This window comes from Thiocystis violacea (assembly GCF_016583565.1).
Taxonomy (GTDB): Bacteria; Pseudomonadota; Gammaproteobacteria; order Chromatiales; family Chromatiaceae; genus Thiorhodococcus; species Thiorhodococcus violaceus_A.
This window is the reverse complement of record NZ_NRRF01000181.1, coordinates 1-1,717: the sequence shown is the minus strand read 5'-3', so window position 1 is coordinate 1,717 and position 1,717 is coordinate 1. Positions and strand designations below refer to the sequence as shown.

Genomic DNA, 1,717 nt, shown 5'->3' with positions numbered 1-1,717 from the left:
CACCCAAGCGAAGCCTTCCAGAAAGCGTGCGCGGCCGGTATCAGCGAGATCCCAGAACGCGTCGTCGAGTTCCTCGGGGGTGAGGTCGGACGCCGCCTGCAGGGCCTCGCACAAGGCGGTTGGGTCGAAAGATTAAGACCTGGATCAATCCGGCATTATGCCGTACAGTTGTGACAGGAGGATCGACTAATGCCATCACGCGCGTGCACAGCTCGACTCGAAGCCAGAATCAGCACCGAGCTCCATGCCACACTCAAGCGGGCCGCCGAAATTCAGGGCCGCACCATGACGGATTTCGTCGTGACGGCCGTTCAGGAAGCGGCTCAGCGCGCCATTGAGGAGGCGGGGGTCGTTCGTTTGTCGCTGGCCGACTCGGAGCGATTCGCGGAGGCACTGCTCTCACCTCTGGAGCCATCACCGGCACTGGAACGCGCTTTCTCTCGGCGTCGCAAGCTGTTGAGCTCGGAATGATCGACGCGCCCTTGCGCGTGATCCCGCTCTCTGCCGCCCATGACCGCGGCGCCTTTGATAGTGGCTCGGAGCCGCTGGATCGTTACTTCCGGAGCCAAGTCACCCAAGACATGCGGCGTCGGGTGACGGCCTGCTTCGTCGCGCTGACGTCTGACGGGCGGATTGCCGGTTACTACACCTTGGCGTCGGCGAGTATCCAGCTTGCAGATCTACCCGCGGCGAAGGTGAAGAAACTGCCGCGTTACCCGTCTGTGCCCGCGGTGCGTCTGGGACGTTTGGCGGTCGATCAGATTTTTCGCGGGCAGGGTCTCGGTGGCGCGCTCTTGGCCGATGCGCTAGCGCGAGCGGCCCGCTCGGAGATCGCCGCTTATGCCCTATTGGTCGAGGCAAAGGATCAATCGGCAGAGAGCTTCTACCGGCATCACGGTTTCCTCGCGTTGCCGGAGTCGCCAATGACGCTGTTCGTGCCCTTGGCAACGATCGATTCAGGACCCTTGGCTTGACGCCATACACCGGCTTCATTGGATCTGAGACTTCCCGGTCTTCGACGACGGCGCCGCGACGAATGCAGTTGCCATGCTGCTCACCATCACTATCACCATGGCCCACCGCCCGGCCACGAATCTCGTCTATTTCCTGGCGAAGCATCCAGCACGTTGTCACGAAAGGGACCTCGCTCAGAGCCGCCCCATGGTCTTCTTTCCGGCGGCCAGCGATGAGTGCTGCACCCGCCGCCTTGCTGTTGGTGTTGGACATCGATCCCATCGCCCTCTCTCGCGGATCGGGGCGGCGACAGGAGCACTAGACGCCACTGGAGCCGGCGATCAAATGCCGCAGGCGGAAGCACCAGCGCATCATCTTTGGACTGAACATTCATCGTCTGATATTCGGCAGGAAGCGGTCTCTGGAAGCTGCATGCGCACTGAGCGCAGAGCGACGCGGTGACCAACCGGCAGGCGGATCTGTCAGTGACCGCTACCCGCGTTTATGTGAAGGTCAAAATCATGTGAAGCTCAGTGCTTCCTGCAGCCAGAAGCCGTGGTTGGAGAGGAGTTGATCTCCATCCGGCAGGGTTGGAGCTTCACATAATTTCTCGGTTCCACTGAAGTGTCCAACCACCAGGGCTGTGAAGGTCACAAAAAGTGAACGCAACGACTCCTGCCGGTCGCCCGCCCTCGACGCAGCTGAATCGCCCGAGCAGCGCGAGTCGCGCGTCCTCGGTACAATCGCGCCCTTTTGTAACCAG

The 1,717-nt window shown here is 61.5% G+C and carries 4 protein-coding genes; 3 read left to right on the top strand and 1 reads right to left on the bottom strand.

Annotation, left to right across the window (positions count from 1 at the left end; genetic code table 11):
- Positions 1 to 189: 189 nt before the first annotated feature.
- The 3 genes from CKO23_RS24560 (at position 190) to CKO23_RS26840 (ending at position 1,416) form a co-directional block, all read left to right on the top strand.
- Complete coding sequence (locus tag CKO23_RS24560; RefSeq protein ID WP_200336111.1) at positions 190 to 471, top strand: type II toxin-antitoxin system TacA family antitoxin; 282 nt, start codon at positions 190 to 192, stop codon at positions 469 to 471.
- Positions 468 to 974, top strand: coding sequence for a GNAT family N-acetyltransferase (locus tag CKO23_RS24555; RefSeq protein ID WP_200336109.1), 507 nt, complete (start codon positions 468 to 470; stop codon positions 972 to 974). The genes CKO23_RS24560 and CKO23_RS24555 overlap by 4 nt, the downstream gene beginning before the upstream one ends.
- Before the next feature lie 73 nt (positions 975 to 1,047).
- The gene (locus CKO23_RS26840; protein ID WP_200336105.1) at positions 1,048 to 1,416 is read left to right on the top strand and encodes a hypothetical protein; all 369 of its coding nucleotides are present in this window, start codon (positions 1,048 to 1,050) and stop codon (positions 1,414 to 1,416) included.
- Positions 1,417 to 1,473: 57 nt separating this feature from the next.
- On the opposite strand, the gene CKO23_RS25350 is transcribed toward CKO23_RS26840, so the two are convergent.
- The coding region (locus CKO23_RS25350) for a hypothetical protein (RefSeq protein ID WP_207168693.1) at positions 1,474 to 1,717 on the bottom strand (244 nt) is incomplete at its 5' end.